The organism is Aeromicrobium sp. HA (assembly GCF_027171405.1).
GTDB lineage: Bacteria > Actinomycetota > Actinomycetes > Propionibacteriales > Nocardioidaceae > Aeromicrobium > Aeromicrobium tamlense.
The window spans coordinates 2,262,254-2,287,989 of the sequence record NZ_CP114372.1 but is presented as its reverse complement, the minus strand read 5'-3'; the positions used below and the strand labels follow the sequence as shown (position 1 = coordinate 2,287,989).

General features: G+C 72.2%; 23 protein-coding genes and 2 tRNA genes. 18 read left to right on the top strand and 7 right to left on the bottom strand.

All coding sequences use genetic code 11. From position 1 onward, the window contains the following. Positions 1 to 4: 4 nt before the first annotated feature. Positions 5 to 1,033, bottom strand: a complete 1,029-nt coding sequence (locus O3S82_RS11265; protein WP_269302894.1) for a trans-sulfuration enzyme family protein — start codon at positions 1,031 to 1,033, stop codon at positions 5 to 7. Between the two features lie 34 nt (positions 1,034 to 1,067). Between O3S82_RS11265 and O3S82_RS11260 the strand changes: the two genes are divergently transcribed. Continuing rightward, complete coding sequence (locus O3S82_RS11260) at positions 1,068 to 2,120, top strand: D-alanine--D-alanine ligase family protein (RefSeq protein ID WP_179423872.1); 1,053 nt, start codon at positions 1,068 to 1,070, stop codon at positions 2,118 to 2,120. Between the two features lie 52 nt (positions 2,121 to 2,172). Here O3S82_RS11260 and O3S82_RS11255 read toward each other — a convergent pair whose 3' ends face one another. Both O3S82_RS11255 and O3S82_RS11250 read right to left on the bottom strand, forming a co-directional pair. Continuing rightward, entirely contained in the window at positions 2,173 to 3,054 is an 882-nt protein-coding gene (locus O3S82_RS11255; protein ID WP_269302891.1) for a DUF559 domain-containing protein, read from the bottom strand. A 140-nt stretch (positions 3,055 to 3,194) separates the two neighbouring features. Then, positions 3,195 to 3,431: an Lrp/AsnC ligand binding domain-containing protein gene (locus O3S82_RS11250; protein WP_179423876.1), complete on the bottom strand. Its 237-nt coding sequence runs from the start codon at positions 3,429 to 3,431 to the stop codon at positions 3,195 to 3,197. 80 nt (positions 3,432 to 3,511) lie between these two features. Between O3S82_RS11250 and O3S82_RS11245 the strand changes: the two genes are divergently transcribed. Then, positions 3,512 to 4,456 carry a thiamine-phosphate kinase gene (locus O3S82_RS11245; protein ID WP_269302889.1) on the top strand — a complete coding sequence of 315 codons (945 nt, stop codon included), beginning with the start codon at positions 3,512 to 3,514 and terminating at the stop codon, positions 4,454 to 4,456. A 29-nt stretch (positions 4,457 to 4,485) separates the two neighbouring features. On the opposite strand, the gene O3S82_RS11240 is transcribed toward O3S82_RS11245, so the two are convergent. After that, positions 4,486 to 5,895 (bottom strand): amidase, encoded by a 1,410-nt coding sequence (locus O3S82_RS11240; RefSeq protein ID WP_269302887.1) that lies wholly within the window; start codon positions 5,893 to 5,895, stop codon positions 4,486 to 4,488. Between the two features lie 61 nt (positions 5,896 to 5,956). Further along, complete coding sequence (rpmB, locus tag O3S82_RS11235; protein WP_078701430.1) at positions 5,957 to 6,142, bottom strand: 50S ribosomal protein L28; 186 nt, start codon at positions 6,140 to 6,142, stop codon at positions 5,957 to 5,959. A 109-nt stretch (positions 6,143 to 6,251) separates the two neighbouring features. Here rpmB and O3S82_RS11230 point away from each other — a divergent pair, with 109 nt between their 5' ends. From O3S82_RS11230 to coaD, 4 genes are read left to right on the top strand one after another with little or no spacing between them, the layout of a single operon-like run. Further along, positions 6,252 to 7,847: a DAK2 domain-containing protein gene (locus O3S82_RS11230; RefSeq protein WP_269302880.1), complete on the top strand. Its 1,596-nt coding sequence runs from the start codon at positions 6,252 to 6,254 to the stop codon at positions 7,845 to 7,847. After that, a complete protein-coding gene (locus O3S82_RS11225) occupies positions 7,844 to 10,021 on the top strand; it encodes an ATP-dependent DNA helicase RecG (protein ID WP_269302878.1) in 2,178 nt (725 codons plus the stop codon). The genes O3S82_RS11230 and O3S82_RS11225 overlap by 4 nt, the downstream gene beginning before the upstream one ends. Beyond that, positions 9,942 to 10,637, top strand: a complete 696-nt coding sequence (gene rsmD, locus O3S82_RS11220; protein WP_331283436.1) for a 16S rRNA (guanine(966)-N(2))-methyltransferase RsmD — start codon at positions 9,942 to 9,944, stop codon at positions 10,635 to 10,637. The genes O3S82_RS11225 and rsmD overlap by 80 nt, the downstream gene beginning before the upstream one ends. A gap of 1 nt (position 10,638) precedes the next feature. Beyond that, positions 10,639 to 11,115, top strand: a complete 477-nt coding sequence (gene coaD / locus O3S82_RS11215) for a pantetheine-phosphate adenylyltransferase (RefSeq protein WP_179423886.1) — start codon at positions 10,639 to 10,641, stop codon at positions 11,113 to 11,115. Positions 11,116 to 11,119: 4 nt separating this feature from the next. Here coaD and dinB read toward each other — a convergent pair whose 3' ends face one another. Then, positions 11,120 to 12,310 (bottom strand): DNA polymerase IV, encoded by a 1,191-nt coding sequence (dinB, locus tag O3S82_RS11210; RefSeq protein WP_269302875.1) that lies wholly within the window; start codon positions 12,308 to 12,310, stop codon positions 11,120 to 11,122. A gap of 159 nt (positions 12,311 to 12,469) precedes the next feature. On the opposite strand from dinB, the gene O3S82_RS11205 reads away from it, so the two are divergent. From O3S82_RS11205 to O3S82_RS11170, 9 genes are all read left to right on the top strand, one after another. Next, positions 12,470 to 12,970: a YceD family protein gene (locus tag O3S82_RS11205; protein WP_269302873.1), complete on the top strand. Its 501-nt coding sequence runs from the start codon at positions 12,470 to 12,472 to the stop codon at positions 12,968 to 12,970. A 2-nt stretch (positions 12,971 to 12,972) separates the two neighbouring features. Further along, complete coding sequence (gene rpmF / locus O3S82_RS11200) at positions 12,973 to 13,158, top strand: 50S ribosomal protein L32 (RefSeq protein ID WP_179423890.1); 186 nt, start codon at positions 12,973 to 12,975, stop codon at positions 13,156 to 13,158. A gap of 10 nt (positions 13,159 to 13,168) precedes the next feature. Next, complete coding sequence (rnc, locus tag O3S82_RS11195; protein ID WP_269302871.1) at positions 13,169 to 13,897, top strand: ribonuclease III; 729 nt, start codon at positions 13,169 to 13,171, stop codon at positions 13,895 to 13,897. Continuing rightward, on the top strand, positions 13,881 to 14,726 hold the full coding sequence (mutM, locus tag O3S82_RS11190) for a bifunctional DNA-formamidopyrimidine glycosylase/DNA-(apurinic or apyrimidinic site) lyase (RefSeq protein WP_269302869.1): 846 nt from the start codon (positions 13,881 to 13,883) through the stop codon (positions 14,724 to 14,726). Before rnc ends, mutM begins: the two co-directional genes overlap by 17 nt. A 35-nt stretch (positions 14,727 to 14,761) precedes the next feature. Then, the gene (locus O3S82_RS11185) at positions 14,762 to 15,970 is read left to right on the top strand and encodes a deoxyguanosinetriphosphate triphosphohydrolase (RefSeq protein WP_179423894.1); all 1,209 of its coding nucleotides are present in this window, start codon (positions 14,762 to 14,764) and stop codon (positions 15,968 to 15,970) included. A 48-nt stretch (positions 15,971 to 16,018) separates the two neighbouring features. Further along, positions 16,019 to 17,896: a DNA primase gene (gene dnaG / locus O3S82_RS11180; RefSeq protein WP_179423896.1), complete on the top strand. Its 1,878-nt coding sequence runs from the start codon at positions 16,019 to 16,021 to the stop codon at positions 17,894 to 17,896. A gap of 96 nt (positions 17,897 to 17,992) precedes the next feature. Further along, positions 17,993 to 18,595 carry a sigma factor-like helix-turn-helix DNA-binding protein gene (locus tag O3S82_RS17370; protein WP_396336567.1) on the top strand — a complete coding sequence of 201 codons (603 nt, stop codon included), beginning with the start codon at positions 17,993 to 17,995 and terminating at the stop codon, positions 18,593 to 18,595. Further along, positions 18,558 to 18,630, top strand: a tRNA-Asn gene (locus O3S82_RS11175). Before O3S82_RS17370 ends, O3S82_RS11175 begins: the two co-directional genes overlap by 38 nt. A 90-nt stretch (positions 18,631 to 18,720) precedes the next feature. Then, positions 18,721 to 18,797, top strand: a tRNA-Met gene (locus O3S82_RS11170). A gap of 20 nt (positions 18,798 to 18,817) precedes the next feature. Here the strand turns inward: O3S82_RS11170 and O3S82_RS11165 are convergent. After that, positions 18,818 to 21,226: a helix-turn-helix transcriptional regulator gene (locus O3S82_RS11165; protein ID WP_269302865.1), complete on the bottom strand. Its 2,409-nt coding sequence runs from the start codon at positions 21,224 to 21,226 to the stop codon at positions 18,818 to 18,820. A gap of 314 nt (positions 21,227 to 21,540) precedes the next feature. On the opposite strand from O3S82_RS11165, the gene O3S82_RS11160 reads away from it, so the two are divergent. From O3S82_RS11160 to O3S82_RS11150, 3 genes are all read left to right on the top strand, one after another. Next, the gene (locus O3S82_RS11160) at positions 21,541 to 23,889 is read left to right on the top strand and encodes a choice-of-anchor G family protein (protein WP_269302863.1); all 2,349 of its coding nucleotides are present in this window, start codon (positions 21,541 to 21,543) and stop codon (positions 23,887 to 23,889) included. A gap of 89 nt (positions 23,890 to 23,978) precedes the next feature. Then, positions 23,979 to 24,749 carry a DUF5819 family protein gene (locus O3S82_RS11155; RefSeq protein WP_269302861.1) on the top strand — a complete coding sequence of 257 codons (771 nt, stop codon included), beginning with the start codon at positions 23,979 to 23,981 and terminating at the stop codon, positions 24,747 to 24,749. Next, positions 24,746 to 25,729 (top strand): HTTM domain-containing protein, encoded by a 984-nt coding sequence (locus O3S82_RS11150; protein ID WP_269302859.1) that lies wholly within the window; start codon positions 24,746 to 24,748, stop codon positions 25,727 to 25,729. The genes O3S82_RS11155 and O3S82_RS11150 overlap by 4 nt, the downstream gene beginning before the upstream one ends. Positions 25,730 to 25,736 lie beyond the last annotated feature (7 nt).

Sequence of the window (25,736 nt, the reverse complement as noted above, 5' to 3'; positions counted from 1 at the left end):
GGCGTCAGCCCAGGGCGGCCTCGATGTCGGCCCACAGGTCCTCGACGGCCTCGATGCCGACGCTGAGCCGGATCAGTCCCGCGGGGATCGTCTCGGGCTCGGCGGGGAAGCGGCGACGGCGCTCCCACGTGGACTCCACGCCGCCGAGGCTGGTCGCGTGCGTGATGACGCGGCTGGACTCCGTCGCCCGCTGCGCGTGGTCGGCGTCGTCGACGACGAAGCAGACCATCGAGCCGAACCCGGGGTAGCGGACCTCGGCCACGGCCGGGTGCGCCTTCAGCCGGTCCGCGAGCACGGCGGCGCTGGCCTCGGCGCGGTCGAGTCGCACGGCCAGCGTGCGCACGCCGCGCACGGCCAGGAAGCACTCGAGCGCGCCCGGGATCGCGCCGTGCAGCGACCGGTGGTCGTGAAGGCGCTCGTACAGCGTGTCGTCGCCGGTCGCGAGCACGCCGAGGACGAGGTCGCTGTGTCCGCCGAGCAGCTTCGAGGCGGAGTGGGTCACGATGTCGGCGTCGTAGGACAGTGGACGGTCGCGCAGCGGCGTGCGGAAGGTGTTGTCCACCGCGACGAGCGCGCCCGCCTCCTTCGCGGCAGCCACCAGGACGGGCAGGTCGCCGACCTCCATCGCGGGATTGGTGGGCGACTCGAGCCAGACCAGGTGGGCCCCGGCGAACGCCTCGATGCTGCCGGCGGTGTCGGACGGGTCGATGAGGCGCACCTCGTACGGCCCGCTTTGCACGAGGCTCGTCGTGCCGTTGTAGCCGTGGCGGGGGAGCACCACGACCGCGCCGGGCTCCAGCAGGCCGAGCGTGGCCGCCGCGGTCGCGATGCCGGAGGCGAAGGCCAGCGCGCGGCCACCCTCGAGCTCGCCGACGACGCTCTCGAACGACTCGTACGCCGGGTTGGCGTGCCGCCCGTACTCGAACGCGCCGCCCGCGTGGAACGAGCTCGCGAGGGTGATGGGGGCGTTGAGCGGCGCGCCGGGCTCGTGAGCCGGGCGACCTGCGATGACGGTCACGGTGTCGGGCTGCATGGTTCCAGTGTCACAGGCGGGTAGAGTCGAGCCGATGCGCACCACGATCGCCGTCGTCTTCGGAGGCCAGTCCAGTGAGCACGGCGTCTCGTGCCTGACCGCGCGCGAGGTCCTCGCCGTGATCGATCGCGACCGCTACGACGTCGTCCCCGTCGGCATCACGCCCGACGGCCGGTGGGTCGAGGAGACCGCCGTGTGGGACGACCTCGAGCCCGGGGCGCTGCCGTCGGTCCGCGACGGTTTCCCGCCGTTCTCGTGGGACCGCATCCGCGACCTCGACGTCGTCTTCCCGCTGCTGCACGGCCCGTGGGGCGAGGACGGCACCGTCCAGGGCCTGTTCGAGCTCGCCGGCGTCCGCTACGTCGGCGCGGGCGTGCTGGCCAGCTCGGTCGGCATGGACAAGCCGTTCACCAAGACCGTCTTCTCGGCCGCCGGACTGCCGCAGCTGCCCTACGTGACGATCCAGCCGTGGGAGTGGGACGCCAAGCGCGACCGCGCCGAGGCGCGCATCCACGCGCTCGGGCTGCCGGTCTTCGTCAAGCCCGCGCGCGCCGGCTCCAGCTCGGGTGTCACGCCCGTCCACGACTGGGACCAGCTCGAGGACGCCGTGCTCACCGCGCGGAAGTTCGACCCCAAGGTCATCGTCGAGTCCGCCGCGCACGGCAAGCGCGAGGTCGAGTGCGCGGTCATCCAGGACGAGCGCGGCATGCCGATCGCCAGCGAGGTCGGCGAGATCGTCGTGGCCGAGGACACCGACCACGAGTACTACGACTTCGAGGCCAAGTACCTCGACGGCACGAGCACCAACGTGGTGCCGGCCGACCTGTCCGAGACGATGCGCCAGCGCATCCGCGAGTACGCCCTCCAGGCGTTCGACGCGATCGGCTGCGAAGGCCTCGCCCGCGTGGACTTCTTCCTCACCGACAGCGTCGGCGGGGGACTCGTCATCAACGAGATCAACACGATGCCGGGGTTCACCCCGTTCTCGATGTTCCCCAAGCTCTGGGCCGCCTCCGGCGTGGACTACCCCGAGCTGGTCGAGCGCCTCATCCAGCTGGCGCTCCAGCGCCCCACCGGCCTCCGTTGATCCCGAGATCTGCTCCATTTTCCACTTCTGAACCCGGCTGAGACGTAGAAGATCAAGCACATCTCGCCCGTTGGAGGGCGTCGACGACTCGACGGAAGACCATCGTCGGGTTCGCGAGGTCGGCGACGGTGACCACGACGACCCGCCAGCCCTCGGCTTCCAGCAGCTCACGCCGACGCAGGTCGTGCTGACGCTGCCGCGCGTCGCGCTCGTGCTGCCAGCCGTCGTACTCGACGACGACCCGCTCCCGGCGGTAGACGAGATCGCCATAGGCGAGGAATCCGCCGTGGGCGTCGGCGATGAGGCCGTTGAGCTCCGGCTCCGGGAGACCTCCGAGGACCAGGAGGAGCCTCACGCGCGTCTCCTGTGGTGAGGCCGAACCTTCGCGGACCCACTCCATCGCCCGTCGCGCCCGCTGCACGCCGTCGAAGTGCACGGCATGGACGAAGCCGAGGAGGTCGAGGCGCTCGACGATCCCCTTCGCGATCATCCAGTCGCCGACGACGACCAGCTCCTGCCAGGACAGCACCGTCCCACAGTCGACGAAGGTGCGAGCAGCGCCGACCAGGCGGAGTCCGTCGACCTCCTCGAGGAACAGCGAGCCCTGGAAGCGGTGGACACGGTAGCCGTCGGCGGTCCGATCGATCCGGCGCCGGGTGGCCAAGTGCACGGGGGAGGCGGACCGTAGGTCGAGGCCGCGCCACGCGAGGTTGCTCGTGTGACTCAGACCCGCACCGTCACCGAGCCAGGCCAAGCCCGCCCGCGCCTCCAGCTCGAAGGAGGACTCCGTGGTGGCGTAGCGGTACCAGCCGGGGGCAACGCTGACGCAGCGTGGGCCGGCGAGGACGCGGTCGGTCAGTCCGGCAGCGAGCGCCTCGCGTCGACTGAAGACGGTCTGGTGGAACTGCTCGGGAAGAGGGGAGAGCCGTGGCATGCCCGACAGGCTGCCGCGAGTGGCGAGCCTCGGCGCAGCTCATCCACAGCACCCCGCACGCGCACGAGATTTGCTCCTTTTTCGACGTTTCAGACCCTCTGAAACGTCGAAAAAGGAGCAAATCTCGGGAGGGGCGGAGGTCAGATCCGGACGACGGGGCAGGTCAGCGTGCGGGTGATGCCGGGGACGCGCTGGATCTGCGAGACGACGAGGGATCCGAGCTCGTCGACCGAGGGACCCTCGGCGCGGACGATGACGTCGTAGGGACCCGTGACGTCCTCGGACAGCTCGACCCCCTGGATCTGGGCGATCGCGGCGGCGACGTCGGCGGCCTTGCCGACCTCGGTCTGGACGAGGATGTAGGCGTGAACGGCCATCGGGGACGTCCTTTCTTCCGGGCCATGACACGCTACCGCAGTCCCCGGGGTCGGGCGCATGCGGCTGAGACAATGACGTCGTGAGCGAGCAGACGATTGCGGAACTGGGCGAGTTCGCCCTGATCGACCTCGTCCGGGGCCGCCTGGGCACGAGCGACTACGTGCTGGTCGGGCCAGGCGACGACGCGGCCCACATCGCCACCGCCGACGGCACCTACGTGACCGCGACCGACATCCTCGTCGAGGGACGTCACTTCCGACGCGACTGGTCCACCGCGGCCGACATCGGTCGCAAGGCGGTCGCCGCGAACCTCTCCGACATCAACGCCATGGGCGGGGTGGCCACGGCGCTCGTCGTCGCCTTCGCCGCGCCCGGCGACACCCCGGTCAAGTGGGTCGCCGACCTCATCGGCGGCATGGTCGAGGAGTGCGACAAGGTCGGCGCCAAGATCGTCGGCGGCGACATGTCCGCGGCCGACCAGATCGTCATCTCGATCACCGCGCTGGGCGACGCCGAGCGTCCGGTCACCCGCTCGGGCGCGCAGGTGGGCGACCAGGTCGCGTACGCGGGCACCCTGGGCCTCGCGTCGGCGGGCTACGGCGCCCTGAGCCGCGGGTTCCGCTCGCCCAAGGCCGCCGTCGACGAGCACCGCGCCCCGCACCCGCCGTACGCCGCCGGACCGGCCGCCGCGGAGGGCGGAGCCACGTCGATGATCGACATCAGCGACGGCCTGCTGGCCGACCTCGGCCACGTCGCCCGCGCGAGCAAGGTCGCCATCGATCTCGACCCCGCGTCGTTCCCCATCCTCGACGCCGTGCAGACGGTCGCCGGCGCGCTCGGCGGCGTCGACCCGCTGCGGTTCGTGCTGGCCGGCGGCGACGACTACGCACTGGCCGCCACGTTCCCCACGAGCGCGAGCCTGCCCGAGGGCTGGACCCGCATCGGCGTCGTCAAGGCGGGGGAGGGCGTCACCGTGGCCGGCGCGCCCTACGAGGGCGGCACCGGCCACAAGCACTGGAACTGACGGCTTCGCCGTCGGGGCACTGGAGCCGATCAGTCCTGGATCCGCGCGAAGGGCGCGGCGGCCTCGAGCTCGAAGGCCAGCTCCAGCAGCGTGCGCTCGTCGCCGTGGTCGGCCGAGAAGTGCAGGCCGAGCGGCAGGTCGGTCGAGGTGCGTCCCAGCGGCAGGCTGATCGCCGGACCGCCCGAGGCGTTGTTGAGCGGCGTGTAGGCCACGTACGTGCGCAGCCGCTCGAACGCCACGTCGAACTCGACGCCCGGATCCAGCCAGCCCAGCTCGGGCGTCGTGTGCCCCAGGACGGGACTCAGCACGACATCCCGGTCGGCGAAGATCTCCCCGTACGTGCGCGCCGACCGCTTGAGGGCGACGATCGCGCCGGGAGTGCGCCAGAAGGTGCGCAGGAACGCCCGGGCCAGGCCGTGGGTGAACGGGTCGACCCGGCTGCGGTCGAAGTCGCGGGACAGGACGAAGCGGCCGGCGTAGTCGAGCGAGAACGCCAGGGTGCGCCAGTACTGCACGAAGTGGCGCTCGAACGCGGCGTCGACCGGGATCGGCATCTCGACGACCTCGTGGCCCAGTGACGCGACGAGGTCGGCCACGCGCCGCAGCTCCCGCAGGCTGTCCGCGTCCAGCGGCGCCCCGCCGAGCGTCTCGGTGACGAGCCCGACGCGAAGGCGGCGCGCCGCGGGTCCCTCCACGAGACCCACCTTGGGCAGCCGGGGGACCGGGCGGTGGCGCTCGGCGGCGGCGAGGAACACGGCGGTGTCGCGCACGCTGCGGGTCAGCACGCCGTTGGCCACGATGTCGAGCGGCGCGTCGGCCATCTCCTTGGCCGGGGCGAGCCGGTGGCGCGTGGTCTTCAGTCCGACCAGGCCGCAGGCCGCCGCGGGAATCCGGATCGAGCCGCCTCCGTCGTTGCCGTGCGCGATCGGCACGACGCCGGCGGCGACCAGCGCGGCCGAGCCGCCCGAGGAGGCCCCGGAGGAGTAGGCGGGGTTCCACGGGTTGCGCGTGGGCTCGCGGTCGACGAACTCCGTGGAGGCGGTGAGGCCGAAGGCCGGCAGGGTGGTCGCCCCGAGGACGTTGACGCCGGTGGAGAGGAACTGCTCGGTGAAGGGCTCGTGCCGCTCGGCGGGCTCGGGCGGGACGGCCGCGGAGCCCTGCTGCGTGGGCAGGCCCTTGAAGTCGGTGTTGTTCTTGATCAGCGAGGGGACGCCGGCGAACGGCGCGCCGTCGGGCGAGGTCTCCTCGGCGCGGACGATCGCACGGGCCCGGTCGTCGTGGCTGATCCCCTGGAGCGTCGGGTTGACGCGGTCGAGGCGAGCCAGGGCGGCCTCGAGCACCTCGGAGCGGCTGGCCTCCCCGGAGGCGATCAGCGCGGCGACGTCCACCGCGTCGTGATCGGCCAGGACGTCATCGGTGAAGGCGTGGATGCGGGTCACCCCGCGAGAATAGACAACGGCGGCCCGAGGGCCGCCGTTGTCTATGAAAGATCTGAACGTCTCAGCGCGAGACCTTGCCGGCCTTCAGGCAACCGGTGCAGACGTTGAGCCGCTTCGGGGTGCCCTCGACGACGGCGCGGACGCGCTGGATGTTCGGATCGAAACGACGCTTGGTGCGTCGGTGCGAGTGGGACACGTTGTGGCCGAAGCCCGGTCCCTTGCCGCACACATCGCAGACGGCTGCCACGGCGACCACTCCTGAACTCGTTCGGGGGAAAAATACAACCTCTCGAGCATACCTGACGCGACACGGCCAGCGCGAATCGAGTCCGACCACGGCCCGATAGTCTCGACCCATGGCCCTGCGGATCAGCACCGAGCGCTTCGACGCGTGGGCCCGTCTGTGCACCCGGCTGCTGGCGGAGTCGCGCGACGAGATCGACGCGCTGAACGTCTTCCCGGTGCCCGATAGCGACACCGGCACGAACGCCTACTTCACCTTCGTGGCGGGCGTCGAGGCGATCGACGCGCTCCCGGCCGACACCTCGCCCCTCGACCTCATGCGCACGTTCGCCGAGGGCCTGCTGATGGGCGCCCGGGGCAACTGCGGCACGATCCTGGCCGAGCTCGTGCGCGGCTCGCTGCGCGTCCTGCGAGGCTGCGTCGACGGGCTCAGCGCCGACGACGTCGCCGGAGCGCTGGAGGCCGCGTCCGCCGCCGCCTACGCCGCCGTCGGCCGGCCGCAGGAGGGCACGATCCTCACCGTCGCGGCTGCCGCGGCGAGGGCCGCCCGCGAGGCCGCCACCGACGACGACGACCCGAAGCGCGTGTTCGACGTGGCGTCCGGCGCCGCCCGCGAGGCGCTCGCGCTGACGCCCACGCAGTTCGAGCGGCTGGCGCGGGCCGGGGTGGTCGACGCCGGCGGCCGCGCGCTCGTGGTCGTCCTCGACTCCGTCGCCTTCGCGCTCACCGGCCGCACGCCCACCCCGCGACCCGCCACCGTGCCCGTCCCGATCGTCGAGCCCGGCGCCGACCTGGGGGAGGACGGTCCGTCGTACGAGGTCATGTACCTGCTGCGCACCGCCGACGACCGCATCCCCGAGCTGCGCACCGCGCTCGAGCCGCTGGGCGACTCGCTCGTCGTCGTGGGCGGCGAGGGGCTGTGGAACGTGCACGTCCACGTCGACGACGTCGGCGCGGCGATCGAGGCCGGCATCGCGGCCGGGTCCCCGTTCCGGATCTCGGTCACGCACTTCGCCGAGCAGATCGCGCGTCCGGCCCGGCCCGCCGGCGGCCGCCTCATCCTCAGCGCCGTCACGGGTCCCGGCCTCGCCGAGCTCACCCATCGTGCGGGCGGCACGGCGCTGCACTTCGCGCCAGACCGGTCGCTCACGGTGGCCGAGGTCGCCGCCGCGATCGACGGCAGCGGCGCCGACGAGGTCATCCTGCTGCCCAACCGCGCCGGCCACATCGCGATGTTCGAGGCCGCCGCCGCGAAGGCCCGCGACGCCGGGGCCCGCGTGGCCGTGCTGCCCACCACGGTGCAGGTCCAGGCGCTCACCGCGCTCGCGGTGCACGATCCCGGTCGCCCGTTCGACGTCGTGGTCGTCGCGATGTCCAACGCCGCCGGCGCCACGCGCCACGGCGCGGTCACGATCGCGGCCGAGGACGGCATCACCATGGCCGGCCCGTGCAGCGCCGGCGACGTGCTCGGCGTCGTCAACGGCGACTTCGCGATCGTCGGCTCCTCGCAGGTCGACGTCGCCTTCGACGTGCTCCAGCGGCTCGACCTCGCCACCGCCGAGATGGTCACGCTCGTCACGGGCCGCGACTGCGACGCCTCCACGAGCGAGAAGATCGCGGCGCGCGTGCAGCAGGAGGCGCCGCACGTCGACGTCGAGACGATCGAGGGCGACCAGGACACCTACCCGCTCTTCCTGGCGGTGGAATGACCGCGATCGACTTCGACACCCGCCTGTCCAAGGTCGTGGGGGACTCGGCCAAGAAGCTCGAGAAGGCGTTCGGGCACCGCACCGTCGGCGACCTGCTGCGGCACTTCCCGCGCCGCTACATCGACCTCGAGCACCCCGACTCGTTCGAGGACCTCGAGGAGGGCCACGTCGTGGCGTTCGTCGCCACGGTCCTCGACGTCAAGAAGCTCCCCTTCCGCAACAACCCGCGCAAGTTCCGCGTGGTCGTGACGCTGTCGGACGGTCGCGCCACGATGGAGGCCGTCTTCTTCAACCAGTACGCCGTCTCCAAGACGCCCGTCGGCAGCCAGCAGCTGCTGTCGGGCGAGGTCTCGGTCTACCAGGGGCGCCTCCAGCTGGCCTCGCCCCACATGCGCGAGCTGCCCGAGGGCAAGACGCTCGCCGACCTCGGTCGTGGCGGCGGTGCGATGCCGATCTATCCGGCGGGCGGGGGCCTCACCACGTGGGACGTCGAGCGCGCCGTCACGGTGGCGCTCGACGTCGTCGACGTGTTCCCCGAGCCCATCCCGGCCGCGGTCCGGTCCGAGCGCGGCCTGCTCGACGCGCCCACGGCCTACGAGTACATCCACCGTCCGCGGAAGCGCTCGGACTGGGTGTTCGCCCAGACCCGGCTGCGCTTCGAGGAGGCGTTCGAGGTGCAGGCGGTCTTCGCCAGGCGCCGCTCCGACTCCGCGCAGCGGCGCTCGCTTGCGCGGCCGGGGCGCGGCGACGGCATTCGCGTGGCGTTCGAGCAGCGACTCCCGTTCCAGCTCACCGCGGGTCAGGCGCAGGTGGCCGCCGAGATCGACCAGGATCTCGCCGCCACCCATCCGATGCACCGGCTGCTCCAGGGCGAGGTCGGCTCGGGCAAGACGATCGTCGCCCTGCTGGCGATGCTGCAGGTCGTCGACTCCGGCGGGCAGGCCGCCCTGCTGGCGCCCACCGAGGTGCTCGCGACCCAGCACCACCGCAGCATGGAGCGGATGCTCGGCGACCTGGCGAAGGGCGGGATGCTCGGCGGCGCCGACGAGGCCACCCGGATCCGGCTGCTCACCGGCTCGATGGGCGCGAAGGCCCGCCAGCAGGCGCTGCTCGACATCGTCTCGGGCGAGGCCGGCATCGTGGTCGGCACGCACGCGCTGCTGGAGGAGACCGTGCAGTTCGCCGACCTCGGCCTCGTCGTCATCGACGAGCAGCACCGGTTCGGCGTCGAGCAGCGGTCGGCTCTGTCCGACCGCGCGGCGGCCGCGGACGGCGTGAGCCCGCACGTGCTCGTCATGACCGCCACCCCGATCCCGCGCACCATCGCGATGACCGTCTTCGGCGACCTCGAGGTCTCCACGCTGCGCGAGCTGCCCGCCGGGCGCCAGCCCATCCAGTCCAACGTCGTGCCCGTCGCCGAGCAGCCGGGGTGGCTCGAGCGGGCGTGGCAGCGCGTGCACGAGGAGGTCGGGCGCGGCCGTCAGGCCTACGTGGTCGTCTCGCGCATCGGCGAGGCCACGGCCGACGACGACGTCGAGCCGCCGCCCGACGACGACGCCGAGGAGAAGCGCCCCACGGTCGGTCTCGTCGAGCTGGCCGAGGCCTTGGAGCAGGGGCCCCTGGCGGGCCTGCGGCTCGGGAGGCTCCACGGCCGCATGCCGCCCGACGAGAAGGACGCCGTGATGTCCGCCTTCGCGGCCGGCGACGTCGACGTGCTGGTCGCGACGACCGTGGTCGAGGTGGGCGTCGACGTCCCCAACGCCACGATGATGATCGTCATGGACGCCGACCGCTTCGGCGTCTCGCAGCTGCACCAGCTGCGTGGTCGCGTGGGTCGTGGGTCCGAGCCCGGCCTGTGCCTGCTCGTCACGGGGTCGCCGGCCGGCACGTCGGCCCGCGAGCGCCTCGCCGCCGTGGCCGCCAGCACCGACGGCTTCGAGCTGTCGCGACTCGACGTCGAGCTGCGCCGCGAGGGCGACGTCCTGGGCGCGCGCCAGTCGGGCGTCCGCTCCAGCCTCAAGCTGCTGTCGGTCGTGCGGGACGAGCAGATCATCGCCGACGCGCGCGACGCCGCCGTGGCCGCGCTGGACTCGGGTGACGTCCCGCCCGACCTCGAGGCGTCGATCCGCCGCCTCGAGGAGTCCGAGCGCGCTGAGTACCTGGAGCGTGCATGAGCGAGCGCCAGCGAGCGAGCATGCGGCTGTCGATGCCGTCGCCGTCGTACCGTGCGTCCTTCACGGCGGTGACGGCATGACGAGGATCATCGCCGGCCGCTGGGGCGGCAGGCGGCTGGCGACGCCGCCCGGCGACGGCACCCGTCCCACCTCCGACCGGGTGCGCGAGTCGATGTTCGCCTCGCTCAACTCGCTGCTCGGCGGCTTCGACGGGGTGCGGGTCCTCGACCTCTTCGCCGGCTCGGGCGCCCTGGGGCTCGAGGCCGTGTCGCGCGGCGGGCAGCACGCCGACCTCGTCGAGTCGAACGACCGCGCGGCCCGCACGATCCAGCGCAACGTCGCCGACCTGAAGGCGCCCGCCCGCGTGCACAAGGTCACCGCCCAGCGGTTCGTGGCCGCGCCGGGCGGTCCGTGGCACCTCGTGTTCCTCGATCCTCCCTACGCCGTCACGACCGACGAGGTGGCCTCGATCGTCGCCGCGCTGCGGCCGTCCCTGGCCGAGGACGCCGTCGTCGTGGTCGAGCGTTCCAGCCGCGATCCGTTCGCCTGGCCCGAGGGGTTCGACGCGCTGAGGGACAAGGCGTACGGCGAGACGCGGCTTTGGTACGGTCACTGACATGACGCGCGTGGTGTGCCCCGGTTCCTTCGATCCCGTCACGAACGGCCACCTCGACATCATCGAGCGCGCCTCGTTCCTGTTCGACGAGGTCGTCGTCGTGGTCCTGGTCAACGAGAGCAAGGCCGGGCTGTTCCCGATCGAGCGCCGCATCGAGCTGATCGCCGAGGCGACCGCCGAGATGGAGAACGTCACCCTCGACTCGTACGCGGGCCTGCTGGTCGACTACTGCGCCCAGAACGACGTCCAGGCGATCGTCAAGGGCCTGCGCGCGGTGTCGGACTTCGACTACGAGCTGCAGATGGCCCAGATGAACGGCAACCTCACGGGCATCGACACGGTCTTCATCCCCACGTCGCCCGACTACACGTTCATCGCCTCGAGCCTGGTCAAGGAGGTCGCGCGCCACGGCGGCGACGTCAACGGCCTCGTGCCCAAGCACGTGATGAACGCGCTCGACGAGGCCTTCGGTCACTGACCCGTCACTGCACGGGCGAGCGCGGCTCCCAGCGCCGCCCGAGGTGACTCCCGCGGCGGACCGCCTGGTTCCCGAAGCGCGCCGCGACGCGGTCGAGCGTCTGGTCGAGCGCCGGGTCGGCCTCGTCGTCGAGCGGCAGCACCAGCTGCGCGCCATGGTCGTCGAGCCCCGACAGGGCGACGCCCACCAGCGTGATGCCGTCGCGGTCGATCTCGTCGCGGCGCGACGCGAGCAGGGCTCGGGCGACCTCGGAGATCACCGACGTGCTCTCGGTGGGGCGGGGGAGCGTGCGCGAGGAGGTCGAGCGGCGGAAGTCGCCGAACCGCAGCCGCACCGTGACGGTCGCGGCCGTGCGCCCGGCCCGGCGCATCCGTCGGCCCACCTTGTCGCACAGCGCGAGCAGCGCGAGGTCGGCGGCCTCGAAGCGGGCCCGCCCCAGCGCGTGCTGCGCGCCGATGGACCGGCGCGACGGCGCGGACTCGACCTTGCGCGCGTCGCGACCGTGGGCGAGGGCGTGCAGGTGGTGGCCGGCCGCGCGCCCCACGATCGCCGAGAGCTCTGCGGGGGAGAGCCGCGCGACGTCGGCCACGGTGCGCAGGCGGGCGGCGTGCAGCTTCTCGGCCGTGACGTCGCCCACGCCCCACAGCCGCTCGACGGGCAGCGCATGGAGGAACTGGAGCTCGTCGTCGAGGGGGACCACGAGCAGACCGTCGGGCTTGGCGAGCGTGCTGGCGACCTTGGCGAGGTACGGCGTGCGGGCGAGGCCGACCGAGATCGGCAGGCCGGTCTCGGCCTGCACGCGGCGCCGCAGCTCGCGCGCGATCGGCAGGGCCGGACCGCGCAGGCGCCGCAGGCCCGACACGTCGAGGAACGCCTCGTCGATCGACAGCGCCCGGACCAGGGGAGTGGTGTCGCGGAAGATCTCGAAGACGGCCTTGCTGGCCGCGACGTAGGCCTCGAAGCGCGGCGGCACGACGATCGCGTCGGGGCACAGGCGCAGCGCCTGGCGCCCACCCATCGCGGTGCGGACGCCGCGGGCGCGGGCCTCGTAGGAGCCCGACAGGACCACCCCGCCACCGACGATGACCGGCCGCCCCCGCAGCGCGGGGTCGTCGCGCTGCTCGACCGAGGCGTAGAACGCATCGAGGTCGGCGTGCAGGATGGACCCGAACGGGTCCGGTTCCACCGTCTCCACCCTCCGACCTTCGCACCGAGGGCTGACGGAAACCGACGCCGCCACCGACCGCGATTCGCGTCCGCGAGGCGCGGCGGGGTAGGATCGACGCTGGCCCGTTTGCGGGCCGTGATCTTCTGGTGCACTCGATGAGGGGCTGTTGTGACTTCGGGACCGTTCGTGTTCGACACCTTGGTGTTGGGACGTCGACCCGGGACCGAGAAGTCGTACGACCTCGTCCTCGATGCACCTGCTGATCTCGGCCTGGACGTCTTCGGTGTTCCTGAGGGATCGCCCATCGAGCTCGAGCTTCGGCTCGAGGCTGTGATGGACGGTGTCCTCGCCACCGGGACGGCCTCGGCCCATGCTGTCGGAGAGTGTGTGCGCTGCCTGATCGGCGTCGAGAGCGATCTCGAGGTCGACTTCCAGGAGCTCTACCTCTACGACGACGCGGGCGAGGACGAGCTGGAGCTCGAGGACGACCTGCTCGACCTCGAGCCCGTCCTGCGGGACGCGGTGGTGCTCGCACTGCCGCACAACCCGTTGTGTGATCCGGAGTGTCCGGGATTGTGCCCCGAGTGCGGGGTGCGACTCGCGGACGATCCCGAGCACACACACGGTGAGGCGATCGACCCGAGATGGTCGGCGCTGACCCAACTGACCGAACGACCTGAGGAGTAACCGTGGCCGTCCCGAAGCGGAAGATGTCGCGCAGCAACACCCGGCACCGCCGTTCTGCCTGGAAGACGACGGCTGTCGCCACCGTCGACTGCGCCAACCCCGCCTGCAACGCGAAGGTGATGTCGCACCGCGCCTGCGCCGAGTGCGGCCAGTACGGCGCGCGCGGCGAGCGTCGTCAGGTCCTCTGACCTGCACGACGTGCCCGAGCTCGCGGCACTGAGTGAGACGCTCGGGGTCCCTGATCTGGACCCCGAGCTCCTCACGCATGCCCTGACGCACCGGTCGTTCTCCTACGAGAACGGCCAGATCCCGAACAACGAGCGCCTGGAGTTCCTGGGCGACTCGGTGCTCGGGCTCGTGGTCACCGAGACGCTGTTCCGGGGCCACCCCGACCTCCCCGAGGGTCAGCTGGCGAAGCTGCGTGCAGCGGTCGTCAGCGCCAAGGCGCTCGCGGAGGTCGCTCGCACGCTCGGACTCGGCGACCACCTCCGACTCGGGCGCGGCGAGGAGGCCTCCGGCGGTCGGAACAAGCCCTCGATCCTGTCCGATGCCATGGAGGCCGTGCTCGGCGCGATCTTCGTCGAGTTCGGCATCGAGCGCGCAGCCGACGTCATCCACTCGATCTTCGACCCGGTCATCGCCGACGCCGCCCAGATGGGCGCAGGCCTGGACTGGAAGACGTCGCTGCAGGAGATCTCCGCCCTGCACGGACTCGGCGTCCCCGTCTACGTCCTCGAGGGCACCGGCCCCGACCACGACAAGACCTTCACCGCCTCGGTCGTGCTGAACGACCAGCGCTTCGACGGCGGCACCGGCCGCTCCAAGAAGGACGCCGAGCAGATGGTCGCCGAGATCGCCTGGCGCTCCATCAGCGCACGCGCGGCGGCCGCCGACGGCGCGAACGCCCACGGTGCCCGAACTTCCTGAGGTCGAGGTCGTCCGGCGCGGCCTGGACGACCACGTCGTCGGTCGCACCCTCACCGCGGTGGAGGTGCTCGACGCCCGCTCCGTCCGCCGCCACGGCCCCGGACCCTCCGACTTCGTCGCCCGCCTGACCGGTCGCCACGTCACGGCCGCCCACCGCCGCGGCAAGTACCTCTGGCTGTCGCTCGACGACGGCTCCAGCGTCCTGACCCATCTCGGCATGAGCGGCCAAGCCCTGATCTGCGACCCCGACGCCCCGCCACCGCGTCACCTGCGGATCACGTTCGACCTCGACGACGGCCGCCAGCTGCGGTTCGCCGACCAGCGGATCTTCGGCGGCATGGCGGTCAGCGAGACCGACCCGCCCACCGAGATCGCGCACATCGCGCTCGACCCGCTCGACCCCGACTTCGACGACGCCGCGTTCGTGGCGCGCCTGCGCCGCCGCCAGACCGGCGTCAAGCGCGCGCTGCTCGACCAGGGTCTCGTCTCGGGCGTGGGGAACATCTACGCCGACGAGGCGCTGTGGCGCAGCCGCCTGCACTACGCCCGCAACACGAAGGGCCTGCGCATCGCCGAGGTCACCGACCTGATCGGGCACGTCCGCGACGTCATGGCCGAGGCCCTCGAGCAGGGCGGCACCTCGTTCGACGCGCTCTACGTCAACGTCAACGGGCAGAGCGGCTACTTCGACCGGTCGCTGCACGCGTACGGGCAGGAAGGCCGCCCGTGCGACCGCTGCGGATCGATCATCGTGCGCGAGCCGTTCATGAACCGGTCGTCCTACCGGTGCCCCACCTGTCAGCCTCGCCCGCGCAACGGTCGCTGGTGAGCGCGGCGGGCCGCTCGCCTCGCTAGGGTGACGGCGTGGACCGGTACGGGAGCGAGGCGCGCGAGCGCTACGTCGCCGAGCCGCCCAAGCGCTCGGGACGCACGTCCTTCGAGCGCGACCGTGCCCGGATCCTGCACTCGTCGGCGCTGCGCCGGCTGGCCGGCAAGACCCAGGTCATGGGCGCCGGCACCGACGACTTCGTCCGCAACCGGCTGACGCACTCGCTCGAGGTCGCCCAGGTCGCCCGCGAGCTCGGGAAGAGCCTGGGCTGCGACCCCGAGATCGTCGACTCCGCCGCCCTCTCGCACGACCTCGGTCACCCTCCGTTCGGCCACAACGGCGAGATGGCGCTGAACGAGGTCGCCGGGTCGATCGGCGGGTTCGAGGGCAACGCCCAGACGCTGCGGATCCTCTCGCGGCTCGAGGCCAAGACGGTCGACGCGCACGGCCGCAGCGTGGGCCTCAACCTGACGCGCGCGACCCTGGCCTCCTGCGTGAAGTACCCGTGGCGTCGCGGCGAGCGCGACACCCCCAAGTTCGGCGTCTACGAGGACGACCTGCCGGTGTTCGAGTGGCTCGATACGCAGGGCCGGCTCACGATCGAGGCGCAGGTCATGGACCTCTCCGACGACATCGCGTACAGCGTGCACGACGTCGAGGACGGCGTGTTCGGCGGCTGGTTCAGCCTCGTCGGCGACCTCGACACGCCGGGCTCGTGGCAGGTGGCGCGCGACTGGTACGACGCCTCGGCCACCGACGACCGCCTCGACGCGGCGCTCACGCGGCTGCAGGACCTGCCCGAGTGGCCCACCGCCCCGTTCGCCGCCGACCGTCCGGCCCGCGCCGTGCTCAAGAGCCTCACCAGCGCCCTCATCGGCCGGTTCGCGGGGGCGGCCTACGCGGCCACCGTGGAGCGCTGGGGGACCGACCCGCTCGTCCGCTACGGGGGCGACGTCGAGGTCCCGCGGGACACGCTCGACGAGATCAACGTGCTCAAGTCCCTCGCCGCCCACCACGTGATGCGCGCCGATCCGCGCGTCCGCGATCTCGCCCAGCAGCGCGACCTCCTCCACGGGATCGTGGCCCACCTGCGGCTGAAGGGCGAGGGCGAGCTGGAGCCCGAGTTCGCCGCCGACTTCCGCGCGGCGAGCGACGACGCGCAGCGGCTGCGCGTCATCGTCGACCAGGTCGCGAGCCTCACCGACGCCTCGGCGGTCGCGTGGGGCCGTCGCCTCCTCGGCTAGCCGCGACGACCCACCACGAGGGGTGGCGTCGCCGCGTAGGATCACGCCATGGCGCGGATCAAGGACGAGGACATCCAACTCGTCCGCGAGCGCATCCGGATCGACGAGGTCGTCGAGCAGTACGTCACCCTCAAGAACGCCGGCGGCGGCGCCCGCAAGGGACTGTGCCCGTTCCACGACGAGAAGTCGCCCTCCTTCAACGTGCGCCCCGCGCAGGGGTTCTACCACTGCTTCGGCTGCGGAGCGGGTGGCGACGCGATCAAGTTCCTCATGGAGATCGAGGGGCTCGCGTTCGCCGAAGCCGTCGAGCGGCTCGCCGACAAGTACGGCATCCAGCTGCGCTACGAGGAGACCGGCGCGCCCACGGGCCCGCGCCGCGACCCCGGCCAGCGCCAGCGTCTCCTGCTCGCCCACAAGGCCGCCGCCTCGTTCTACGCCGAGCAGCTGATGTCGTCGCCCGAGGCCGTGCCGGGCCGTCGCCTGGTCACCGACCGCGGCTTCGACCAGGCCGCGGCCGAGCTCTTTGGCATGGGGTGGGCGCCCAAGTCGGGCGAGGCCCTCGTGGCGCACCTGCGCGGTAAGGGCTTCACCGAGGAGGAGCTCATCGTCGGCGGCCTGGCCCGCCGGTCCGCACGCGGCCTGTTCGACGCGTTCCAGGGCCGCCTGCTGTGGCCGATCAAGGAGATCTCGGGCGAGGTCATCGGCTTCGGCGGGCGCCGGATGTTCGACGACGACTTCATGAAGGGCAAGTACGTCAACACGTCCGAGACGCCGATCTACAAGAAGGCCCAGGTCCTCTACGGCATCGACCTCGCGCGCGACCCGATCCGCAAGCAGAGCCAGGCGGTGGTCGTCGAGGGCTACACCGACGTCATGGCGTGCCACCAGGCCGGCGTGCTGACGGCGGTGGCCACGTGCGGCACCGCCTTCGGCGAGGGGCACGCGCGCGTCATGCGGCGCCTCATGCTCGACCACGACGCCTTCCGCGGCGAGGTCATCTTCACCTTCGACGGCGACGAGGCAGGCCAGAAGGCTGCGGTGAAGGCGTTCGAGGGCGATGACGAATTCAGTGGACAGACCTACGTCGCGGTCGAGAAGAGAGGCATGGACCCGTGCGACCTGCGCCTGAACGATGGCGACGAGGCCGTCCGCGAGCTGATTTCGTCCCGCGTCCCCCTCTATCGGTTCATCCTGGACAACACGCTTGAGAAGTATGACCTCGATCGCGCTGATCAGCGCATTGATGCCGTCCGTGAAGCTCTTGGTCTCACGGCCGCCGTTCGGGACGATTCGAAGGTGGCGTCGTTCCTGAGAGAGATCGCGGCTCGCGTCGGCATCGACCCGACCGTGGTGTACGCCGAACGGAAGAAGCTGAGCCAGCAGCCGACGCCAGCCCGGCGGGTGTCCCGGCCGACTCAATCCGACCAGCAGCGCCCCGAGCCCACGGTGTTCGCCAGCTTCGGCGCGCCCCAGTTCGCCGACGAGCGCGAGGCCCTCAAGGCGCTCGCGCAGTACCCGCACGTGGCCCGGCCCGTCGCGGCCGACCTGACCGACGACGACTTCGTGCACCCCGTGGCGCGCGAGATCTGGCGGCACATGGTGGCGCGCGGCCTGCCTGAGCAGTCGGACGCGGGCTGGCTGCCCGCCGTCGCCGACTCGCTGCCCGGGGACGACCTGCGTCGCGTGCTCGGTGTCGCCGCGGTCGAGCCGCTGCACGCGTCCGAGCAGGGTGCCGTCGCGGTCGTGCCGGCCGTGCTCGTGCGGCTCCAGGAGCTGTCGCTGGCGCGTCAGATCACCGACGTGAAGTCGCGTCTGCAGCGCACCGAGCCCACGGCTCCGGAGTACCAGGAGGTCTTCGGTCGCCTCGTGGAGCTGGAGCAGCGTCGCCGCGGCCTGCGCGAGCGCGCGCTCGGCGCCGCCCTCTGAGTCCCGGGCCGGGGGAGTGCTGTGCACGACCGCTGGGTGCCGTCCACAGCCTGACGCGAGTCCCTGTCGCGGCCTCGGCCCGCACGCGAGGTTGGGGTGGTGTCGCCCTTCGTCATCCACGCCCTCGCCCAGGTCCCGATCCCCGCGGACGCCGAACGGATCCTCGCGCGCGCCGCGGTCGCCGGCGACCGTGAGGCACGCGAGGAGCTCATCTGCGCCGGCCTGCGCAACGTCGCCCTGCACGCGCTGCGGCTCGGTCACCGCGGCGAGCGCCTCGACGAGGCCGTCGCGGCCGGGGCCGAGGGCCTGATCCTCGCCGTCGACCGGTTCGATCCCGAGCGGGGGACCCGCCTGTCGACGTTCGCCTGGCAGTGGATCGCCCGAGCGATGGCCCCGCCCCGAGAGGCCCCCGTCGTCGAGCTCGCCGAGACGCCCGTGTCCGGCGACGACCTCCTCGTCGGCCTGCCCGAGCACCTCGCCGCGGTGGTCGGACTACGGTACGGCCTGCTGTGCGAGGACGGCGTCGGGTTGACGATCGACGAGGTCGCCGAGCACCTCGGGCTCACCCGCTGGCAGGTGCGCGATCGGGAGGGGAGGGCCCTTTCGCATCTTCGGAGCCGACTTGCTAGAGTTGGTCGCCGTGCTCCTCTTGAGGAGCCGATCCCCCGTAGCTCAATTGGCAGAGCATTCGACTGTTAATCGAAGGGTTATTGGTTCGAGTCCAATCGGGGGAGCGGGACAGGCCCGGTTCTCACTGCGATCGCAGTGAGGACCGGGCCTTCTTCATGCTCCGACGAGCCGGACTTGTAGGGTCGTGCGCGACGGGGGAGGTAGCTCAGCCGGTCAGAGCAGAGGACTCATAATCCTTGGGTCGTGGGTTCGAGCCCCACCCTCCCCACCAGGTGGCGTCGCCGCCGCGGGTCAGTCGTCCTCGTCGGGCGGCAGCAGGCGCGCGAGGTCCTCGCGACTGCCCGCGCCGAGCTTGGCGCGAGCCTGCGCGAGGTGCGACTCCACGGTGCGCACACCGCACTCGAGCACCTCGGCGATGTCGCGGTTGCGCAGGCCGCGGGCGGCCAGCCGGGCGGCCTCGAGCTCGCGTGGGGTCAGCGTCTCCGGCAGGTCCGAGACGGCGGAGTCCGCCGAGAGCCACGGCGCGTTCCGGTGGATCTCGTCGCGGACGGACGCGAGCTCGGCGTCGCAGGCCTGCGCCTTGCCCACGGCGCGCCGACCCACGTAGATCCGACGAGCGTCGCCGAACGCGTAGGCGCTCGGAAGCCACATGTCGTACTCCCGGAAGATCCCCGCGATCCGCGTGAGCTGGGCGGGGTTGCGCTCGTGCGTGGCGTCGAGGTGGGCGCGCGCCAGGCGGATGAGCGGCAGTGCGCCGGCCTTCGGCTCCAGTCCCGTGCGCAGTGCCTGGAGGGGACCGTGCAGGCCGGCGAAGTACAGCAGGATCCGGTACGGGTACTCCGAGGACAGCCGCTCGAGGTCGTCGGGCTCGCGCGTGGGGTCCGACACCGCGTCCAGCGCCGCGCCGACCCGCTCGACGTAGTGACGCAGGCGCGCGGGGACGAGCCGCGGGACCGAGCCCGCGAACAGCTGCCACTCGCGCAGTCCCCGGCCCATCTCGCCGAACGTCGCGGCCGTGCTGGACGCGACGACGTGGCGCAGCCACCGCTCGTGGTGGTCTTGGTCGGGGAGCCGGGCGGCCAGCTCCAGGAGTGGCTCTCGGCGCGCCGAGGCCTCGCCGATCAGCAGCAGCACGAGTGCCTGGGCGACGAGGATCGTGCCCGTGACGTCGCTCAGGACCGGCGAGGTCGGCATCGTCGCCGCGGGCAGCGGATTCGGCGCGTGCAGCGTCGAGGTGTGAGGCGGCACGAGCCCCGCCCAGACGGCATCGAGGTCCACCAGGAGGGCGGCCAGCGCGGCGACACCCGGGTCGGGATGCTGGGCCGCGACGGCCCGCACGAGGGGCGTGGCGTCGCCCAGCGGCTCGGTCCGACTCCACCACTGCAGGACGAGCTCGGTCGCGGCGTCCTGGTCGCGGACGTCGTCCGTGCCACCGGGCATCGGTGCCTCGGCGGTCTCGGCGAGCAGGACGCTGCGGGCGAAACGGGTGGCGAGACGGACGTCCGGGTCGTCGTCCGTGATGGCGTCGACCACACGGACGGCCTCGTTCGCGTTGCCGAGCGCGGCGAGGGCGCGCGCTCTCGCCAGCGGCGGCAGCTCGAGCCGGTGCGCCGCCAGCCTCAGCACGGCCGCGCGCACCTGGGCTGCCTCGCCGAAGGTGGTCAGACGGGTGACGGCACGGACGACGAGTCGACGAAGAGCCTCGGAGAGGTCCGCGTCGAGTACCTCGTCCGGCGCAAGCGCGCGGACGCAGTAGAGGGTGTCGCGCTCGGACAGGGGGACGCCGACGAGCTCCTGCCCCAGCAGGCCCGTCGCGATCTCGCGCCGGCACCGCTCCACCTGGTCGAACGAGGACCGCTGGCGCAGTGCGATGGCGACGAAGGCGGGGACCTCCAGCTGCTGGGACCCTCCGGTCGGCACGAGGACCCCGGCGACGGTGAGGGTCTCGACGATCGCCGGGTCGACGAGCGCGCCGAGGCCGAGCTCGTCGAGCGGCTCGATGCCCGACAGCGCCACGGCGGCGGCGGCGCACTCGGGGGAGACCGTCGCGAGCGAGGCGCGCAGGCTCTGCAGGGCCGGGAGCGGGGCGTCACCGGGAGCGAGCAGCGGGTTGATGGAGGGAAAGGGGTCGGCCTGGATCTGCTCCGCCCGCGCGAGGCTCAGCAGGTCCATCGCCCAGGCCCGACGCCCGAGGGCGAGGGTGGTGATGGCGCGCAGCGTGTGCGAGTCGAGCGGCTCCTCGCCGGCGTGGGCGTGCAGGAAGCGCGCCATGGTCTCGTCGTCGAGGGGTGTCAGGTGCGTGCGGTGGACCGTGGTGGCGTTGTGACCCAGCGGGTGCGATCCGTACACGGTGCGCAGGGCGCGGGTGGAGTACGCGCGGGGATGCCGTCCGGTCTCGAACATCGCGACGACGCGGCCGCCGTGCTCGGTGTGGGCCGACAGTCGGCTCAGCAGGTCCTCCGGTGCGCTCTCGAGGTCGTCGACGAGCAGGACGGCCGTGGCGTCGTCCGCCTCGTCGTGGTCGGGCGCCCAGGCATCCGCCCGCAGCGCGTGGGCCGCGACGCCCGCGGCGTCGAGCCGGTCCTGCACGGTCCGCAGCAGGCTGGACTTGCCGGTGCCGCTGGGTCCCGTGACGAGGGCGCTGGAGCCTGCACGCACACCGTCGACGATCGAGAGAGCGAGGTCCCGCAGGTCCTCCACACCGTCCGTTTTCGCTGTCATCACGCCGTTTCCGCTGTCCCCGAGAGAGTCCGAGAGGCCTCGGACCCCGATGCCGAATTCTAGATTCGCGGCGCGGATCGCCCGTGCTACGGAGCTCGACCACGCCACGTCTCTGCGTACGTACCCATCAAACCTCAGTAGTAACGCACGTCACACCCGGTACTACGCAGCTGCGTGGCTCCCCACCGGAACTGGTCCTAACGTCCAAGAAATCGGGGGAGGTGGAAGGCGCCTCCACGCATCACCGGCCCGCACGGAGCCTCCGTGCGGCGACGCAGCGAATCGAGGGAACCTTGAACGAACACAGCCGAAGGTCTCGCGGCCTTCTGACCCGTGCCCGCGCCGTCGCGATCGGCACGGCGGCCGCCGTGGTCATCGCGCCCACGGCACTCCTCAGCTCGGCCCTGGCCGACGACGTCGTCGTGGCCGGCGACGCGGCAGCCCATGGCCACGGCCTCTTCGTGGAGGGTCTCGGCCTCGACGTCGCTGGGGCTGCGCGCTCGATCGCGAGCAGCGCCACCGCCCCGGGGCCCACCACCGACGACCTCGACGCCACGGTGCTCGAGGGCCTCGTCGACGTGAACCTCGGCACCGTGAGCCTGCCGCTCATCACGCCGACCGAGGGCGGGGACGGCCTGCTCTACCTCGGCGACCTCGGCACGATCTCGAGCCGGTCGGCGGCGCCCAGCCCGACCGAGGCCGTCGCCTCCTCGGGCCTCATCAACGAGGACGGCTCGCTGAACGTGGACACCGCGGCCGGCGGCGACTTCGAGCCGGCCCAGCTGGACGTCACGCGGCTGCTGGGCCAGGTCATCGGGGCGGAAGCCGTCGAGGAGCTCGTCAGCGGCGCCTCTCTCGAGATCGGCGCCCTCGGCGCCCGCGCCGCGAAGGACGGCCCGACCGTGACGAGCGAGTACGCCGTCTCGGACCTCGAGCTCAACGTGGACAGCCCGCTCGTCGCGGCGCTGACCACCGACGTGGACACCGCGGTGGGCGCGACGCTGCAGCCGCTCGTGGACCTGCTCGGCACCGGAGGAGCGGTCGAGACTGCCGTCGGCGACGTCGTGGAGACCATCGACGCCCTGCCGCTCGTCTCCGCCGAGCTCGACGCGGTCTCGATCGACACGCAGTCCGTGGTCGACTCCGTGCGCACCGAGCTGCTGAGCGAGCCGCTGTCCAACGCGGAGGGCTCCGTCTCGGTCAACCTGGCCGACGGCACCATCACGGTGGACCTCGCGCAGCTCGTCATCGACGCCGCCGGCGTCGAGGACCTCAACGAGCTGCCCGCGAACACCGAGGTCCTCAGCGGTCCGGTCGTGAACGCGGTGCTCGACGGTGTCACCGACGCCCTCGTGGGCCCCGGTGCGGACTCGCTCGTCTCCAAGGTCGTCGACGTGGTGACGGACGGCGTCTACGACGCCGAGCTCGACGTCGCCATCGATGTCACGGCGCCGCTGGGCGTCACCGCGCCCGTCTCGATCAACGGCACCCTCGGTGGGTTCCTCGGTGAGGCCGGCGCCGCCGAGCCGACGGTCGACGTCAGCGGCCTCGAGCTCTTGGGCATCGACCTCGGTGGGATCCTGACGCCGGTCACCACCGCGCTGACCGGACTGGTCGGCGACCTCGGTGCCCCGCTGGAGCCGGCCGTCGACGAGGTCCTCGCCGACGTCCAGCCGACCGTGACCACGGCGCTCGAGCCGCTCGTCACCGAGCTGCTCGACGACGCGCTCGAGCCGCTGCTGGAGCAGGTCGTCGACGCGCGGATCAATGCGCAGCCGACGGCCGCGCCGTTCAGCGGCACCGGCGACCTCGGTGCCGGCAGCTTCACGGTCCGCGCCCTGTCGATCAGCGTGCTCCCGGAGATCGCCGACGTGGACATCGAGCTCGGCTCGGCCTCCGTGCGGGCGCTCGACGAGGTCGACGCCGATGCCGATGCGGACGCGGTCGATGCCGTGGACGCGGACGCGGTGGACGCGGACGCGACGGACGCCACCGACGCGACGGACGCCACCGACGCGACGGATGCCACCGACGCGACGGATGCCACGGACGCGACGGATGCCACGGACGCGACGGATGCGACGGATGCCACGGACGCGACGGATGCCACGGACGCGACGGATGCCACGGACGCGACCGACGCGACGGATGCCACGGACGCCACCGATGCGACCGACGCCACTGACGCGACGGACGCGACGGACGCGACCGATGCGACGGATGCGACGGATGCGACCGACGCCACTGACGCGACCGACGCGACGGATGCGACCGATGCGACGGATGCGACCGACGCCACTGACGCGACCGACGCCGGCGCGACGGACGCGACCGACGCCGGGGCGACGGACGCGACCGATGCCGGGGCCGACGCCGACGTGAGCGCCGACGCGGATGCCACGGACGCCGACGCGACGGACGCCGGAGCAGACGCGGACGACGCCCTGGGCGCCGACGCGCTCGAGAACGACGTCGACAGCACCGACGCGCTCGACGGCGCAGGCGGCAGCGGCGTCGACGGCACGGGCACCCTGGCGGCCACGGGCAGTACTTCCTCGCTGCTCTCCGTGGCAGGCGCGATCATCCTCGTCGCGCTGGGTGTCACCGCGATGGTGCTGTCGCGCCGACGCGGAAAGGCCTGATCGGCCACCCGTGGTGACGGGTCGGGAGCGTTTCCCAGGCGCTCCCGGCCCGTCCACTCACCTCGCACACCCCGCCTCCAGGAGCCCTCGTGAAGTCAGCCAAGGCAGCCGACCCGGTCCGGCGGACCGGGATCGTGGCGCTGATCGTCGCTGCGGTGGTCATGCTGACGACCGCCCTGGTCGTGGCGCCCGAGGGCACGCCCCTGCGCGAGCAGGTGCGGTCCCTCGTCCTGCCGTACTTCGGCCAGAACTGGCGCGTGTTCGCGCCGGACATCCTCAAGACCAACCGCACCCTCGAGATCCGCGCCCAGTGGCGCGACGACTCCGGGGACCTCGTGCGCTCGGACTGGGTGTCGGTCACCGACATCGAGCTGCGGGCCGTCACGGGCCACGTGGTGCCGTCGCGCATCGCGAAGAGCAGCTGGAACGCCTCCAGCACGTATCTGCAGCGCTACCAGGCCCTGGACGAGGTCCAGCGCGAGACCGCCCGGGACTCCTTCGTCGAGGGCGACGGGGCCGGGTCCCGCGCCGTGCCCGACGCTGAGCTCATCGATCGGCTCGGGGCAGGCGACCCGGACGTCATCCGCTTCCTGCGGATGGACTACATGATGATGCGGAACGCCACGATGTACGCCACGGCGGGATTCGGGCGGCCCATCGAGCACGTCCAGTGGCGCGTGGTGCGACAGCGTCCGAACGACTTCGCCAACCGGTTCGTGGAGCGGCAGCAGTTCCGCACCGCGACCACCACGTTCGGCTGGCGCCGGGCGAACGTGAGCGTCGAGCCCCGCGTCGTCGAGGCGTACCGCGACCTGATTCGGCGGCACGGTGCCGGCTGGGTCTTCCAGGAGGCCGCATGACGACCCTGCAGTCCCGCGTCGACGGCCTGCTGACCTGGCTGACCTCGGCCCAGCACCACCTGCGGAGCTTCGCGCTCCTGCGGATCCTGCTCGGCGTCGCGATCCTGCTGACTCTCGTGCCCAGCGCCCGGGATCGCGAGCTGCTGTGGGGCGACGCCTCCTTCTGGGTGGACCCCGAGGCCAGACGGCGGGGCTTCGCCACGTTCGACGTCCTGGTGCCGAAGGACTCGCCGTTGCTGTTCGAGGTCGCCTTCTTCGGCCTCGTCGTCCTGGCGGTGCTCTTCACGATCGGCCTGCGGACGCGGATCGTCCTCCCGGTCATGCTGGTGCTGCTGGTGTCGCTGCAGGCGAACAACCCCTACGTGCTCAACGGCGGGGACACGCTCATCCGGCTCGCCCTGCTGTTCATGCTGTTCGCGAATCTCGACGCCCACCTCTCGGTCGACGCGCTGCTGCGGCGTGGCCGCGCGCGGCGACGCCGGGTGCCGGCCCACGTCGCGAACGCCGCCCACAACGTCGGCCTCGTGCTCTGCTGGTTCCAGATCCTCGTCGTGTACGTCGTGTCGGGCTTCTGGAAGCTGTCGGGAGGGGAGTGGCTCGACGGGACGGCCCTCTTCTACGCCCTGCGCCTGGACGCCTTCGCCGTGCAGCCGATCGCGAACGAGCTGCTGTGGCAGTCGTCCCTGGCGATCGGACTGGCCACGTTCGTGGCACTGTGGGCGCAGACGCTGTTCCCACTCGCCGTCCTGTGGCGGCCGACCCGCATCGTCGTGCTCGTCACGCTGGTCCTGATGCACCTCGGCGTCGCCACACTGATCGGGCTGTGGCCCTTCTCGTTGGCGATGATCGGGCTGGACCTGCTCTTCGTCCGCGACTCGACCTGGGTCGACCTCCGCGCCCGTGCCCGCCGCCTGCGGCAGGGCGTCCGGCGACCGACGGAGAATCCGGGGCGACCCCGTGCGGCGGCTCCGGTGCGCTGACCGCCGC

What these genes read in the sequence shown, in the direction of transcription:
- coaD (WP_179423886.1), top strand. Translation starts at nt 10,639, where the DNA reads ATGACGCGCGTGGTGTGCCCCGGTTCCTTCGATCCCGTCACGAACGGC.
- O3S82_RS11150 (WP_269302859.1), top strand. Translation starts at nt 24,746, where the DNA reads ATGACGACCCTGCAGTCCCGCGTCGACGGCCTGCTGACCTGGCTGACC.
- O3S82_RS11265 (WP_269302894.1), bottom strand. Translation starts at nt 1,033, where the DNA reads ATGCAGCCCGACACCGTGACCGTCATCGCAGGTCGCCCGGCTCACGAG.
- O3S82_RS11225 (WP_269302878.1), top strand. Translation starts at nt 7,844, where the DNA reads ATGACCGCGATCGACTTCGACACCCGCCTGTCCAAGGTCGTGGGGGAC.
- O3S82_RS11230 (WP_269302880.1), top strand. Translation starts at nt 6,252, where the DNA reads ATGGCCCTGCGGATCAGCACCGAGCGCTTCGACGCGTGGGCCCGTCTG.
- O3S82_RS11260 (WP_179423872.1), top strand. Translation starts at nt 1,068, where the DNA reads ATGCGCACCACGATCGCCGTCGTCTTCGGAGGCCAGTCCAGTGAGCAC.
- O3S82_RS11255 (WP_269302891.1), bottom strand. Translation starts at nt 3,054, where the DNA reads ATGCCACGGCTCTCCCCTCTTCCCGAGCAGTTCCACCAGACCGTCTTC.
- O3S82_RS11250 (WP_179423876.1), bottom strand. Translation starts at nt 3,431, where the DNA reads ATGGCCGTTCACGCCTACATCCTCGTCCAGACCGAGGTCGGCAAGGCC.
- dnaG (WP_179423896.1), top strand. Translation starts at nt 16,019, where the DNA reads ATGGCGCGGATCAAGGACGAGGACATCCAACTCGTCCGCGAGCGCATC.